The organism is Nocardia sp. NRRL S-836, assembly GCF_001279525.1.
Classification (GTDB): Bacteria; Actinomycetota; Actinomycetes; order Mycobacteriales; family Pseudonocardiaceae; genus Lentzea.
The window spans coordinates 146,103-158,228 of sequence record NZ_LGDY01000002.1; the positions used below are offsets into that span (position 1 = coordinate 146,103).

12 protein-coding genes are annotated in these 12,126 nt (G+C 71.3%); 8 read left to right on the forward strand and 4 right to left on the reverse strand.

The features are described 5' to 3' along the window. The first annotated feature begins 144 nt into the window (after window positions 1-144). The 6 genes from ADL03_RS02745 to ADL03_RS02770 all read left to right on the forward strand — a co-directional run bounded on the left by ADL03_RS02745 (window position 145) and on the right by ADL03_RS02770 (window position 5,762). Window positions 145-441 carry a hypothetical protein gene (locus ADL03_RS02745; RefSeq protein ID WP_197288024.1) on the forward strand — a complete coding sequence of 99 codons (297 nt, stop codon included), beginning with the start codon at window positions 145-147 and terminating at the stop codon, window positions 439-441. Then, window positions 441-692: a hypothetical protein gene (locus ADL03_RS02750; RefSeq protein WP_053731751.1), complete on the forward strand. Its 252-nt coding sequence runs from the start codon at window positions 441-443 to the stop codon at window positions 690-692. Before ADL03_RS02745 ends, ADL03_RS02750 begins: the two co-directional genes overlap by 1 nt. Continuing rightward, complete coding sequence (locus ADL03_RS02755; RefSeq protein WP_053731752.1) at window positions 692-3,511, forward strand: FtsK/SpoIIIE domain-containing protein; 2,820 nt, start codon at window positions 692-694, stop codon at window positions 3,509-3,511. The genes ADL03_RS02750 and ADL03_RS02755 overlap by 1 nt, the downstream gene beginning before the upstream one ends. Continuing rightward, window positions 3,508-3,951 (forward strand): hypothetical protein, encoded by a 444-nt coding sequence (locus tag ADL03_RS02760; protein ID WP_157527862.1) that lies wholly within the window; start codon window positions 3,508-3,510, stop codon window positions 3,949-3,951. Before ADL03_RS02755 ends, ADL03_RS02760 begins: the two co-directional genes overlap by 4 nt. Next, window positions 3,952-4,665 carry a GNAT family N-acetyltransferase gene (locus ADL03_RS50430; RefSeq protein WP_053731754.1) on the forward strand — a complete coding sequence of 238 codons (714 nt, stop codon included), beginning with the start codon at window positions 3,952-3,954 and terminating at the stop codon, window positions 4,663-4,665. A gap of 89 nt (window positions 4,666-4,754) precedes the next feature. Further along, window positions 4,755-5,762 carry an NADP-dependent oxidoreductase gene (locus ADL03_RS02770; RefSeq protein ID WP_053731755.1) on the forward strand — a complete coding sequence of 336 codons (1,008 nt, stop codon included), beginning with the start codon at window positions 4,755-4,757 and terminating at the stop codon, window positions 5,760-5,762. Between the two features lie 114 nt (window positions 5,763-5,876). Here the strand turns inward: ADL03_RS02770 and ADL03_RS02775 are convergent, their stop codons facing one another. Then, a complete protein-coding gene (locus tag ADL03_RS02775; RefSeq protein ID WP_197288025.1) occupies window positions 5,877-7,421 on the reverse strand; it encodes an FAD-binding oxidoreductase in 1,545 nt (514 codons plus the stop codon). 16 nt (window positions 7,422-7,437) lie between these two features. On the opposite strand from ADL03_RS02775, the gene ADL03_RS02780 reads away from it, so the two are divergent. Both ADL03_RS02780 and ADL03_RS02785 read left to right on the forward strand, forming a co-directional pair. After that, window positions 7,438-8,004, forward strand: coding sequence for a TetR/AcrR family transcriptional regulator (locus ADL03_RS02780; RefSeq protein ID WP_053731757.1), 567 nt, complete (start codon window positions 7,438-7,440; stop codon window positions 8,002-8,004). Next, window positions 8,001-9,386, forward strand: coding sequence for a glycerol-3-phosphate dehydrogenase/oxidase (locus ADL03_RS02785; protein WP_053731758.1), 1,386 nt, complete (start codon window positions 8,001-8,003; stop codon window positions 9,384-9,386). The genes ADL03_RS02780 and ADL03_RS02785 overlap by 4 nt, the downstream gene beginning before the upstream one ends. A 76-nt stretch (window positions 9,387-9,462) precedes the next feature. On the opposite strand, the gene ADL03_RS02790 is transcribed toward ADL03_RS02785, so the two are convergent. The 3 genes from ADL03_RS02790 to ADL03_RS02800 are packed head-to-tail and all read right to left on the reverse strand — an operon-like array spanning window position 9,463 to window position 12,012. After that, window positions 9,463-11,232 (reverse strand): WXG100 family type VII secretion target, encoded by a 1,770-nt coding sequence (locus tag ADL03_RS02790; RefSeq protein WP_053731759.1) that lies wholly within the window; start codon window positions 11,230-11,232, stop codon window positions 9,463-9,465. Further along, a complete protein-coding gene (locus ADL03_RS02795; RefSeq protein WP_053731760.1) occupies window positions 11,229-11,540 on the reverse strand; it encodes a hypothetical protein in 312 nt (103 codons plus the stop codon). The genes ADL03_RS02790 and ADL03_RS02795 overlap by 4 nt, the downstream gene beginning before the upstream one ends. 19 nt (window positions 11,541-11,559) lie before the next feature. Then, window positions 11,560-12,012, reverse strand: coding sequence for a YbaB/EbfC family nucleoid-associated protein (locus ADL03_RS02800; RefSeq protein WP_053731858.1), 453 nt, complete (start codon window positions 12,010-12,012; stop codon window positions 11,560-11,562). Between the last annotated feature and the right edge of the window lie 114 nt (window positions 12,013-12,126).

A 12,126-nucleotide genomic window follows, 5' to 3' on the forward strand; every position in this document is an offset into this window, starting at 1 on the left:
ACACGTATGGACGAGGGGCCGGTAGCGCGCCTAACTGATCATTAAATCAAGGCCCGTTCGAGTGGATTCAGGCATCCACCCGGTTAGCCGATCTTCGGTACCAACTGTGAAAATCTGGGCACAATCTCTACTGGGGGTGGTCGTATGACCACCCTGTTCCGGGAGGGTTCGGGAGTCGACATGGCCAGCATCGAAGAGGTCCGTGCCGCAATTGCCCAGGCGATCGACAAGGCGAGCCAAAGCCAGTCGGCCCTCCAACAGGCGGCTGAGCTCGCCGAGGACGCGCAGCAGCTGCTGACATCGGTCACGCAGGGCTCCGTGCAGGCGGACGTCGAGACGACGAACGCGCAGTTCCAGCAGGTCGTCTCGGGTGTGAGCGAGCTGCAGAACTACCTCGGCGCCGGCATCTCCGGGGCCGAGGGCATCAACAGCAGGCTTTGATGGCATCCATCGCCGAGGTTCGTGCCGCTCTCGAGCAGGCGAGCGAGATCCTGCGCGAGTCGTACCGCAGTGTGCGCAGCGCGCAGGACGGCCTCGACGAGGCGATCAGCATCCTCGCCGAGTCGAGCGAGAACCACCACGAGTCGTTGCTCCCACCGGAGTTCGTGCGCGCAAGGGAAAGATTTCCCGAGCAGCTGGAGCTGATGGTGGGAACCCTAGAGCGCATCCAACGACTCACCGTGGAGCTGTGATGAGCAGGCGCGACGACCGGCGACGCAGGATCGAGGAGGCCTTCGGGGAGTTCCAGCGCGCCGTGGCGGCCGCGCTGGGCTCCGTGGCGCGCGAGCACCGCGCGCTGGCCGCCGAGCACGCGAAGGACATCGTCGAGTTCACGGTGCGCGGCATGGGGATCGACCGCGCGCTCACGGACGGCGCGCTCGCGCGGGTGACGCCGTTCCTGACCGTGGACGAGAAGCGGACGGCGCAGCCGCGCCAGGCACCGCTGTCCATGCCGGAGTTCGCCGACCGGCTCGCGCAGATCAGGCACGACTGGCTCCAGTCCTACCACGAGTGGTCCGCGACCGGGCCCGACCAGCTCACCGCGCTGGTCAACACGGTCGCCGCCGGTCCGGCGTCGTGGCCGCACGAGTCGTGGCTGGGCGCACCGGGCACGCACGACGGCAGCGAGGGCGTGCCGGAGCTGTGGCGGATCGGCACCGGCGTGGTCACCTCCGCGCCGGAGGCCCAGCCGTTCCCGGTCGCCGTGCCGCTGCTGGACCAGGCACACCTGCACGTCGCGTCCACTCCGGACAGTCGCCAGCTCGCGGACACGCTGGTGGAGAACCTGCTGCTGCGCGTGCTGTCGCACTTCCAGCCGGGGCTGGTGCACGTGCACGTGTGGGACGTCGGGCAGCTGACCGGGTCGTTGCCCGGCCTGTACCCGCTGACCCGCGCGGGTCTGCTGACGGTGCACGACCCGGCGCGGCTGCACGAGCTGCTCGACGAGCTGTCCGAGCACATCCGCCAGGTGCACACCAAGGTGCTGGTCGACGGGCACCTGACCGTGCGCTCGGTCAGCGGCGAGGGCAGGCGCACCGAGCCGTGGCGGATCGCCGTGCTGTTCGGCAACCGCAAGGCGTTGAAGGAAGAACACCAGCAGCAGCTGCAACGCGTGGCGCGCAACGGGCTGGCGTGCGGCGTGCAGCTGTTCATCGTGGACATCCCGATCACGGTCAACTCGCCGGTGGAGACGGTGTCGTTGCGCGGCGACGGCACCGCGACCTGCACGATGACCGGCAAGCACGTGCGGGTGACGCTCGATCCCGCGCTGCCGCGGACGCTGGTGCCGCGCGCGTGTGCCGCCATCGCGGAGAAGCGCGAGGAGCGGCGGGCGCGGATGAGCACGTTCGGCGACCTGCTGCCGGAACGCCCGTGGACGGAGAACTCGGCGGCGGGGGTCATCGCGCCCGTGGGGTTCGACGACGGCCAGCCGGTGTGCGTGCAGCTCGGTGACACCTCGCCGCACGCGTTGATCGGCGGGCCGTCCGGTTCGGGCAAGACGAACTTCCTCTACGCGATGCTCGGGTCGCTGTGCGCGCGCTACTCGCCCGACGAGCTGGAGCTGTACCTGCTGGACTTCAAGGAGGGCGTGTCGTTCGCGCAGTTCGCGCCGGGCCGCAAGGACCCGTCGTGGCTGCCGCACGCGCGGCTGGTCGGCGTGAACGTCAACACCGACCGCGAGTTCGGCGTGGCGCTGCTGAGGTTCCTGTCCGACGAGATGCGCAGGCGGGCCGACGCGGCCAAGCAGCACGAGGTCACCAAGCTGGAGCACCTGCGCGCGGAGGACCCCGGTGGCCGCTGGCCGCGGATCGTCGCGGTGATCGACGAGTTCCAGTACCTGTTCGGCGAGCGCGACCAGGTGACCGCCGCGGCGACGCAGCTGCTGGAGGACGTGGCGCGGCGCGGCCGTTCGCAGGGCATCCACCTGGTGCTGTCCTCGCAGGACGTCTCCGGCATCGAGGGTTTCTGGGGCAAGTCGGCGATCTTCGAGCAGTTCACCGTCCGCATCGCACTGCCCAAGGCCCGCCGGGTGCTCGCCGAGCCGCAGAACGACGCCGCGGTGGAGCTGCCGCGCTGGCACGCGGTCATCAACCACGAGTCGGGCGTGAAGCCCGGCAACGAGATCTGCCGCGTCCCGGACTCGACGTCCAAGGGCACCATGGACTTCCTGCAGAACGAGCTGTGGCGGCGCGAGCCCGGCAGGGCGCCCGGCCTGTTCGACGGCAGCAAGATCCCGCTGCTCGACGCCATGCCCGACTTCCTCGACCTGCGGCCGGGCGAAGCCTCGCCCACCGTGCTCCTCGGCCAGGTCATCGACGTCGCGGGCAGCGCGGCGCGGGTGCGCTTCGCCCGCACGCCGGGACGCAACATCGCGGTGATCGGGTCGCTGGTGCAGGACGCGGCGGCGGTGCTCGGCGGAGCGGCCGCGTCGCTGGGCCGGCAGAACCACCAGCACGAGGCCGTGTTCACGCTGGCCTGCCTGGTGGAGGAGGCCATGCCCTCGGCGTTGCACCTGATGAAACGCCTCAGCGCCGACGGGCACGACGCGTCGGTGATCGGCATGAACGAGATCCGCGACGTGCTGGACCGCACCGCGGCCGGCCTCCAGTCGATCAACACGGGCCAGACCGAGGTTCCGCTCAAGCCGCACTACCTGGTGCTGTACGGCGTCGACGCGGCGCACACGTTGCTGGAGCAGAAGGACCCGGCGACGCGGGCGTCCGGTTTGGACAGTCTGCGGACCGTGCTCAAGCACGGCCCGGAGAACCGCACGCACGTGCTGGGCTGGTGGCGCGGCGTGCAGAGGTTGAAGGCGAGTCTTCCGCCCGGTGTCTACGACGACATCGGCGCCTGGGTGGCGTTCGACGTCCAGGGCAAGGAGCTGCTGTCGCTCGGACCCGAGCAGGTGATGGCGTGGTCGCCACGACCACGGCGTGGCCTGTTCTTCGACCGGTTCGAGCACTCACGACCGCAGGTGATCATCCCGTTCGACACAGGTGAGGTGTCATGAACCCGATGACTACGGCCATGTTCGAGTCGGTTCCGGCTCAGCGCCAGAGCGAGGAGGTGATCGACGTGCCGGCGCTTTCCGCGGTGGAGCGCTACAAGGAGATCATCGCCATCGCCACCGAAGCGGCGACACGGCAGCGCAAGCTCGACGAGGTGCGCTGCGCCGAGCTGGCCGAGCGGATCGCGGCGACGCAGTGGGAGATCTCGGAGGTGCGTGACCGCGAGCGGGTGGTGCGGATGGGTGCCGCGCTGCACTGGGAGCAGGCCGTCGAGCAGCTGTGGGACGAGCGCTGGTTGCAGATGACCACGCCGCCACTGCCGGACGAGTCGGTGCCGCCGCGGCCGCAGAGCGAGTACAACGCGGCGATGGACTCCGCCTACCAGGCGCTGGAGAACTCGCTGGCCAAGCGCACCCTGTTGCGCCGCAAGCAGAAGGACTGAGTGCGCCGCCTGCGCACCACCGCCGACGTGCTCGACGCCTGCGCGGACCCGCTGGTCCGGTGGGCGGCGCAGGCGTTGTCGTGCGGTGGTGCGGCCTGGGAGCACCGCGGGGCGGTCGGGGTGCACGCCCCGGCGTTGACGCGCCGGCGGCGGCTGGTGCTGTCCGGACCGGCCGAGGGGGTGGCGTCACTGCTGGCCGCCCACGGCCGGGGCGTGGGGTTGCGGCCCCTGATGGAACGGCCGGTGGCCCTGCGGGTGCGGGAGCTGATGCCGGACCCGTGGGTGGAGGACCAGCCGTTCGGGTGGATGGACCGGTCGGGAACGCTGCCGCGACCGGATGGGGTGTCCTGGCTGCCGACGGCGGACGGCGTTGAACCGTTGCTGCACAAGGCCTTGCCGTCGTCGTGGGCGTGGCCGGGCGAACCCGGCGTGCGGCGGTGGGCCGGCGTGTTCGAGGACGACACGCTCGTGGCCACGGCAGCGGAGGCGTGGTCCTCCGTGGACGTCGGTTTCATGATGGGCGTGGCCGTGCACCCTTCGTACGCGCGGTGTGGGTTAGGACTGCGCGTGTGCCAGTTCGTGGCGTCCTCGCTGCTCGACCTGTACGGCACCTGCGCGCTCCTGGTCGAGAACCTCAACGTGCCGGCGATCGCCCTGTACCGCAAGCTGGGCTTCGCGTACCGCGACGTGACGACCCTGCTGCCTGCGAGCTAGCTCACAAAGCGGAATCTCTATCCGTTTACGGGTCGTTGTGCCGGGTACCGACCTGGTTCCCCGCAATCCTGGATGGAGATGGTTCGACCATGACCAGCACCGCACTCGAGGTCCGGCTCGCGTCCCGCCCGAAGGGCTGGCCGACCGAGGACACCTTCGAGATCGCCGAGGTGGAGGTGCCGGCCCCCGGTGAAGGCCAGGTCCTGGTCCGCAACCTGATCATGAGCGTCGACCCGTACATGCGCGGCCGGATGAACGACGTGAAGTCGTACGTGCCCCCGTTCGAGGTCGGCGCACCCCTCGAAGGCGGCGCCGTGGGCGAGGTCGTGGCCTCGAACGCCGACGGCTACGCGGTCGGCGACCACGTGCTGCACGGCCTCGGCTGGCGCGAGTACACCGTCGTGTCCGGCGCCCACGCCGTGAAGGTCGACCCGTCCGCCGCACCGCTCTCGGCCTACCTGGGCGTGCTCGGCATGCCCGGCCTGACCGCCTACGCGGGCCTGCTGGCCACCGCCGAGTTCAAGGAGGGCGACGCCGTCTTCGTGTCCGGCGCGGCGGGTGCCGTGGGCCAGATCGTGGGCCAGATCGCCCGCCTGAAGGGCGCGTCGCGGGTCATCGGCTCGGCCGGCTCCGCCGAGAAGGTCAGGTACCTGGTCGAGGAGCTCGGCTTCGACGCCGCGTTCAACTACAAGGACGGCCCCGTCGCCGAGCAGCTCGCCGCCGCCGCGCCCGACGGCATCGACGTCTACTTCGACAACGTCGGCGGCGAGCACCTCGAAGCCGCCATCGCCTCGTTCAACGTGCACGGCCGTGCCGCGATCTGCGGCGCCATCGCCCAGTACAACGAGACCGAACCGCCCGCCGCCCCGCGCAACCTCGCTCAGCTGATCGGCAAGCGCCTCACGCTGCGCGGCCTGCTCGTGCGCGACCACCAGGACCTGCGGCCGCAGTTCCTGGCCGAGGTCGGCGCGTGGATCGCCTCGGGCGAGCTCAAGTACACCGAGACCTTCGTCGAGGGTGGCGTCCGGCAGGCGCCCGCCGCGTTCCTGGGCATGCTGCGCGGCGACAACACCGGCAAGATGCTCGTGAAGTTCTGACCAGCACGCTGACGCAGGGGTCCCCCTCCGGGGGTCCCCTGCTTTTATTCTTCCAGGTGGCACCGACAATTTTCGCGCGTCAGGGCAGCTCACCGGAGGGGGACGCCGGTCAGGTCAGAGCAGCTTGCCGGGGTTGAGGATGCCGGTGGGGTCCAGCCGCGCCTTCACCGCGCGCAGGACGTCGACGCCGATCGAGCCGATCTCGTTCTCCAGCCACGGCTGGTGGTCGCGGCCGACCGCGTGGTGGTGCGTGATCGTGCCGAGCTGTGCGATCGCCTCGGACGCGGCCACCTTGGCGCGCTGCCACTGGCCCACCGGGTCGGCCAGGTCGCGCGGGACGAGCACGGTGAAGTACAGCGAGGCGCCGGTCTCGTAGACGTGGGAGATGTGGCACATGACCACCGGGTCCCCCAGTTCCTCCGCCAAGGCCGCGCGCACGGCGTCACGCAGTTCCGAGATCCGCGACCAGTGGGTGGCGGTCTCCAGCGTCTCCACGCACACGCCGGCGTCCAGCAGCGCGTCGCGCTGACGAGGGCCGTTGTAACGCCCGTGCAGCCACGACGCGCCCATCGCACGGCCCAGGCGCACGACCCGATGGCCGCTCAACGAGCTCATGGACGCCGACCGCGAACGGCACTCCCACCCGAGGATGACCAGGCACGGGTTGCGAACGCCGCGCAACCGCAGGTACCGCGTCACCACCGAGGCCTTGCCGCCGGCCAATGCCAGCGCCACCTCGGTCTCGTGCTCGTCGGACAGCCGCGTGATGTCGGCCGGCACGCCGTCCTGGGCTAGCGAGCGCACCAGGGCGACGCCCGCCTCCCAGCCGTCGACCACGAAGCCCTCGTAGCGCGGCGCGTGCGGCTTGGGCCGGACCCGCACCGAGACCTCGGTGATCACGCCGAACTGGCCCTCCGAGCCGAGCACCAGCTGTTTCAGGTCCGGTCCCGCCGCCGAGGCCGGTGCGGTGCCCACGACCCACTCGCCGACCGGCGTGGCCAGGCGGACCGACTCGACCATGTCCTCGAACCGGCCGTAGCCCGACGAGGCCTGGCCGGCGGAGCGGGTGGCCGCGTAGCCGCCGATCGTGGCCCGTTCGAAGGACTGCGGGAAGTGGCCGAGGGTGAAGCCGTGCTCGCCCAGCAGCCGTTCGGCCTCCGGTCCGGTGACGCCCGCCTGCAGCACCGCCACCCGTGACACCGGGTCGACCGACACCAGCGAACCCAGACCCGCCAGGTCCAGTGCCACGACCGCGCTCTTGCCGCCGCGCACCGCCTCGACGCCGCCCACGACCGAGGTGCCGCCGCCGAACGGGACCACCGCCACGTCGTGCTCGACGCAGACGCGCAGGACCTCGGCCACCTCCTCGGGTGACGCGGGGGCCACCACCGCGTCGGGCACGGCGGGGGTGCCGTGGCCGCGGTGGCGCAGCAGGTCGACGTAGGAGAGGCCGCCCGCGCGGTGCAGGCGGTCGGTGCCGGCCGCGCTGATGGTGCAGACGGCCTCCAGGGCCGTGAACGCGTCCGCGGACAGCGCGGAGGGCGGTGCCGCGACGGGCGTGGGCGTGAAGGGGTCGCCCAGGCCCACGCGGGTGCTCAGCCAGGCCAGCGCGTGCGGTGGCAGCGGGGTGGTCTCGGAGGTCCAGCGGGCCCTAGTCACTGCTACAGTGTTACACATGACGTATCAACGTCACACCGATGACGCCCTGCTGGACGCGACCCGCGAGTGCGTGCTGGAGGTGGGGGTGCGCAGGACGACCCTCACCGACGTCGCGAAACGGGCCGGCGTGAGCCGCATGACGCTGTACCGGCGGTTCCCCGACGTGGACCACCTGGTGCGGGCGTTGATGACGCGGGAGTTCGCCGCGCTGCTCGACCGGACGAACGGGCGGGGCAACGCGCGTGAGCAGCTGGTCAGCCGCGCGGTCGACGCGATCAGGCTGCTCGGGGCGAACCCGCTGATGCAGCGGGTGCTGCAGCTCGACGCCGAGCTGATGCTGCCGTACCTGGTGGACCGGCTGGGCAGCACGCAGCGGCTGGTCGAGGAGTTCCTGGTCGCGCAGGTCGAGGCGGGGCACGTCGACGGCTCGATCCGGTTCGGGGACGCCAAGACGCAGGCGCGCGTGGTGCTGCTGACGACGCAGGGCATGGTGCTGTCGACGCGACCGGCCACGTCCGGGCTCGACCCGGCCGCGCTGCTGGACGAGCTCGCGAAGCAGCTGGACGGAGCGCTGAAGCCGTGAACACGTCGTTGAACGCCGCTCGCCGCCAGGAGGACCTCGAAGCGGCACAACGGGAGGTCGTCGACCTGCTCGTCATCGGCGGCGGCGTCACGGGCGCCGGGGTCGCGCTCGACGCGGCCTCGCGCGGGCTGCGGACCGTGCTGCTGGAGGCGCACGACCTGGCGTTCGGCACGTCGCGGTGGTCGAGCAAGCTCGTGCACGGCGGGTTGCGGTACCTGGCGAACGGCGACGTGAGGCTCGCACATGAGAGCGCCGTCGAGCGCGGTGTCCTGATGACGCGGACCGCGCCGCACCTCACCCGCACGCTGCCGATGCTGTTCCCGTTGCACACCAACGCGAACCACTTCGTCATGGCCGGTCTCAAGGCGGGCAACGCGCTGCGCATCGCCGCCGGCACCCCCGCGCACGTCCTGCCGCGGCCGCGCCGGGTGGACCGGCACGAGGCGCTGGCGTTGGTCCCCGGCCTGAGCCCCGAGGGCCTGATCGGCGGCCTGCTCAGCTACGACGGCCAGCTGGTCGACGACGCGAAGCTGGTGGTGGCGCTGGCCAGGACGGCGGCGGGGCACGGCGCGCGGATCATCACGCGCGCGAAGGTCACCGCGCTGGAGGGCGACGGCGCCGAGGCCGTGGACACGCTCACCGGCACCGCGTTCACCGTCAGGGCCAGGGCGGTGGTCAACGCGACCGGTGTCTGGGCCGGGACGCTCGCACCGGTGCGCCTCAAGCCGTCCAGGGGCTCGCACCTGGTGGTCGACGCGAAGACCGCGGGCCTGAGCGGGACGGCGGTCACGATCCCGGTGCCGGGCGAGCGCAACCGGTACGCGCTGCTGCTGCCCCAGACCAACGGCCGCGCCCACCTCGGCCTCACCGACGAACCGGTCGACGAGATCCCGGACGTGCCGGTCGTTCCGGAGTCCGATGTGGACTTCCTGCTGAAGACCGCTTCCCACGTCCTGCAACGGGAACTGACCCGGCAGGACGTCCTCGGCAGCTACGCCGGGCTGCGGCCGCTGCTGCAGGCCGAGGGCAGCACCGCGGACCTGTCCCGCAACCACACCGTCCACACAGCACCCAACGGCGTGGTCACGATCGTCGGGGGCAAGCTCACGACGTACCGCAGGATGGCGGCGGACGCGGTGAACGCGACCGGGCTGACGCGCGTTCCGTGCCGCACAAAGGACATCCGGCTCGTGGACGACCGCCCGCACCCGACCACGCCCATCGCACCCGGCGTGACGGAGGCGGACGTCCTGCACGCCGTCCGGCACGAGGGCGCGCTCGACGCCGACGACGTCCTCGACCGGCGCACCCGCATCGGCCTGGTGCCGGCCGACCGTGCGAAGGCCGGACCCGCCGTCGCCGCACTGCTCGCCACGGTGTGAAAAAGGCGTCCGCGGGCACCTCCGGCGCGAAGCCGGTGGTACCCGCGGACGCCCTCAGCGCGAGGAAGAACGCCGGCTACTCGCCGATCACGGGCTTCGCGGCCCTGGGCGGGTCGACCAGGGCATCGCCCTCGATCCGCACCTTCCGCTTGTGCTCGTTCGAGCCGCCCTGCTGACCGGCCGCGCCGGCCATCGGGGCGCCACCCATCATGCCGCCGCCGGCACCACCGGAACCGCCACCGGAGGGACCGTGCGGCACGGCGCCACCGGCCGGGCCGGACGCGCCCGTCGCCATGACGCCGGCCGCGCCACCGTGCTGCATCGAGGTCGCACCGGTGACGCCACCGCCGACCGGGCCGCCGCCGAAGGCACCGGCGGGAATGCCGCCGCCTCCGCCGCCCATGCCCTTCGGGATGCCGCCACCACCGCCACCGCCGCCACCCGCGTGCGGCGTGGACGACGAGGAGGACGTGGACGCCGTGTGGGGCTCGACGGCGGGCCGGTACCAGTCACCCGTGACCGGCGTGCCGATCGACGGCGGCTTGGTGCCGGTGTGGCCACCGGCCGTGGTCGTCGTGTCGTACTCCCAGTGGCCGGGCACCCAGCGGCCGGGGCCGTTCTGACCGCCGGAGCCGCCGCCGGGTCCCTGGGGGTAGCCGGGCGAGGGGTACCCACCGGAGCCGGTGCCGGGGCCCTGCGGGTAGCCGGGCGAGGGGTAGCCGCCGGAGCCGGTGCCGGGACCGGGCAGGTACCCGCCGCTGCCGCCACCGGGCGAGGGGACGTGGTTGCCACCGCCGACACCGCTGGCGCCGTGGCCGGGAGGCGTGTAGACGGGCTGGACGTGCGGTCCGGCCGCCGAGGTGCCGGTGTTGCCGCCGCCCTGGCCGACCGGGACGCCGCCGGGGTTGTAGACCGGCTGCACCTGCGGACCGCCGGCGCCGCCACCGGGGCCGCCGCGGTAGCCGCCCTGGTCGTGCGAGTACGTGCCGTTGGCGCCACCGGAGGCACGGTCCAGGTGGCCCGCGTCGATGCCGAGACCGCCGGAGGACGGGCGGGTGACGCCACCGCCGCCACCACCGGCGCCCTTGTGCGCCATCGCGGAGATCGCGTTGATGACCTGCTCGGCCGTCTGGGCGATCTGCTGGACGCTCTTGACGAGCTTCATCAGCTTCTGCAGCGAGCCGGCGAGCTTCTGCAGGAAGTCGGCGAGCTTCTTCGCGTACTTGACCGCGGTGGTCACGATGTCCGAGATCGCGCCCGCGATGGCGGCACCGAAGGTCAGGAACGACGCCGCGAGCCACTGGATGATCTTCATGACCATGTCGGACACGGCCTGGCTGATCATGTCCATGATCATCTTGCGGACGGTGCCGACGAGCTGCCCGGCACCCTCGACAGCGCCCGCGATGCCCTGGGCGGCCTTGGAGAGCGACTCCAGGCCGCCGGCGTGCTTCTGGGCGGCCGCGCGGTACCCGTCCGCTGCCTTGCCGCCCCACTCGCGGGTCTGCTCGACGCAGATCTTCTGGTACTCGGTCGCGATGCCGTGCACCTGCTGGCCGGCCGACCGGAACGACTGGGCCATCTTGCCGATGGCCTCCGGGCTGCCGAGCAGGACGTCGAACGGCTCGCGCAGGAAGTCGACGTGGTTGATGGCCCAGCTGAAGCCGGCGGAGAGGAACCCGCTCAGCGGGTTGGTGGACATGCCCACGATGTCCATGGCCGTGCTGGCGATGCCGAGGCCGGCCTGGACCCAGTCGCCCTTCTCGATCGCCGAGTAGGTGTTCGAGATGCTGGTGATCAGCTGCTGCGGGTCGGTGCCCTTGGCCTGCGTGGCGGGCGCGTTCATCCTCGGCCCTTTCCGGTGAAGCCGAACATGTTGTCGAGGTCGACCTGCTCGTACTGCTCGATGGTCTCCTTGAGCCCGATGCCCATGTCCATCAGCGAGTTGGCCGCCTTGCCCAGCCCGTCCTGCGACAGGCCGGCGGTCCGCAGGATGGCCGAGGCGAGGAAGCCCGCGAACACGCCGAACGCCTCGGTCGTGAGCGCACCCGGATCACACGTCTCCGTGGCCTTGCGCATCCGCTCGGTGAGCCCCTCCACGCTCTTGGCGTGGCTTCTGAGCTCTTCGAGGTCGAGATTGAAGTGACTGCTCATGCCTAACCCCCTCCTGCACTCAGGCCATGACGTCGGGCGGGTTGGTGAAGTACTCGTCGTCGGGCCGCGTGTCCTTGCGCTCCAACTCCGACTTCGGTTCTTCCTCGTCGGTTCCGTCGCCCGCGTATCCGTTCGGCATCTGTTGCTTCACGAAGTCGAGCGCGGGGCTCTCGCCGACGAAGTCGGTCATGATCTGCACGACCCGCCCGGAGGCCTCGCGCTGGGCTTTCGAGGAGGCGGCCAGGATGGCGGAGGCGATCTCGCCGGGGTCCATGCCGCGCGCCTCGGGCTTGATCCTCAGGTCGGTCAGCACCCCCGTGGCGTTGACGCTCACCGTGATCAGCCCGTCCGGCGAGCTGGCGCTCCCGCCCACGCCTCCGAGCTGGTCGCGGGCCTGCTCGGCCTGCTGCTTCGCCTGCTCGATCTTCGCCCCGTACTGGGCGAGCCACTGGTCTGGCTCGATGGGCTGCATGGTCACCCCCGTTGAGTGAATCGGTCGTTCGTTCGATTCGCCGTAGACGCCCGTATCGTTTCACCCGTTCCCTGCTCATCGATACTTTGAGTCCGATTACCGCCATCCGGGCTA

Coding starts and splice junctions, on each gene's coding strand:
- ADL03_RS02750 (WP_053731751.1), top strand. CDS start 441: ATGGCATCCATCGCCGAGGTTCGTGCCGCTCTCGAGCAGGCGAGCGAG.
- ADL03_RS02795 (WP_053731760.1), bottom strand. CDS start 11,540: ATGAGCAGTCACTTCAATCTCGACCTCGAAGAGCTCAGAAGCCACGCC.
- ADL03_RS02760 (WP_157527862.1), top strand. CDS start 3,508: ATGAACCCGATGACTACGGCCATGTTCGAGTCGGTTCCGGCTCAGCGC.
- ADL03_RS02780 (WP_053731757.1), top strand. CDS start 7,438: ATGACGTATCAACGTCACACCGATGACGCCCTGCTGGACGCGACCCGC.
- ADL03_RS02755 (WP_053731752.1), top strand. CDS start 692: ATGAGCAGGCGCGACGACCGGCGACGCAGGATCGAGGAGGCCTTCGGG.
- ADL03_RS02800 (WP_053731858.1), bottom strand. CDS start 12,012: ATGCAGCCCATCGAGCCAGACCAGTGGCTCGCCCAGTACGGGGCGAAG.
- ADL03_RS02790 (WP_053731759.1), bottom strand. CDS start 11,232: ATGAACGCGCCCGCCACGCAGGCCAAGGGCACCGACCCGCAGCAGCTG.
- ADL03_RS02745 (WP_197288024.1), top strand. CDS start 145: ATGACCACCCTGTTCCGGGAGGGTTCGGGAGTCGACATGGCCAGCATC.
- ADL03_RS02770 (WP_053731755.1), top strand. CDS start 4,755: ATGACCAGCACCGCACTCGAGGTCCGGCTCGCGTCCCGCCCGAAGGGC.